Below are 1,024 nucleotides of genomic sequence, written 5' to 3'. Positions count from 1 at the left end.
GGGGGGCGGACGCGCGAGCGGGAGCTCGAGGAGCGCGTGCGCAAACTCGAGGCCCAGGTGGCGTATCTAAAAAAATCGATAGCCCTGAAAGCGGAGAAGAGCTCTCAAACTGGGAGAAAGCCCAGGTCGTAGCCTCCCTTTCAGGGCACCACCGCCTATGCGACCTGCTCGCGGCCGCGCGGCTCGCGCCGTCGAGCTACCACTATGCCGTAGCGCACCCGCCGAGAGCGACCCGGCCAGAGCTCCGGGAGGCCGTGCGCGAGATCTTCTCGAGGACGGCGAACGGGTGCGGCCACCGCCAGATAGCGATGTGCCTGAGGGCCGAGCTGGGCGCGAGGATAGCGGACAAGACGGTCCTCAAGATGATGCGGGAGCTCGGCATCCGCTGCGGCATCCGCCGGGAGACCGACTACCATCGCTACAACTCCTACCGCGGTCCGGTCGGCGAGAGGTTCGACAACCTGATAGCGCGTGACTTTCGCGCGGGCGCCCCGTGGGAGAAGCTCGGGACCGACGTCACGGAATTCAGGCAGCCCTGGGGCAAGGCGTACTTCGCCCCGGTCTACGACTTCTGCACGAAGGAGATCGTCTCCTGGTCGGTGTCGACGAGCCCGGACATGGCCCAGCAGGAGGAGGTGCTCAGGCGCCTGTTCGCGAGAATGCCGGCCGGGGCCTCGCCGATCGTCCACAGCGACATGGGCTGGCAGTACCAGCACCCTAGGTGGACCGGCGAGCTCAGGAGGCACGGCGCCAGGCAGAGCATGTCGAGAAAGGGCAACTGCCTAGACAACGGGGCGACGGAGCAGGTGTTCGGGCATCTCAAGGACGAATTCTTCAGGGGCGTCGAGTGGGCCGACTTCGAGTCCTTCAAGAGGGACCTCGACGCCTACGTCGTGCATTGGAACACGAGGCGTCGCCAAGTGGCGCTCGGCGGCCTCACCCCGGTGGAGTTTCGGAAACGGCTATTGAAAGCGTCCTAGTGTTCGCTTCTAATAAAGAAGGCCAAGATTCGGGACGCAGTTCA

1 protein-coding gene is annotated in these 1,024 nt (G+C 64.9%); it reads left to right on the top strand.

The genetic code is table 11. The features are described from left to right. The first annotated feature begins 74 nt into the window (after window positions 1-74). Window positions 75-980, top strand: a complete 906-nt coding sequence (locus tag DWX39_RS10820) for an IS3 family transposase (protein WP_082222915.1) — start codon at window positions 75-77, stop codon at window positions 978-980. Window positions 981-1,024: the final 44 nt, after the last annotated feature.

This window comes from Collinsella sp. AF19-1LB (assembly GCF_003459655.1).
GTDB lineage: Bacteria > Actinomycetota > Coriobacteriia > Coriobacteriales > Coriobacteriaceae > Collinsella.
Note: the sequence above shows the minus strand (reverse complement) of the source record. Positions and strands in the feature narration are given on the sequence as shown.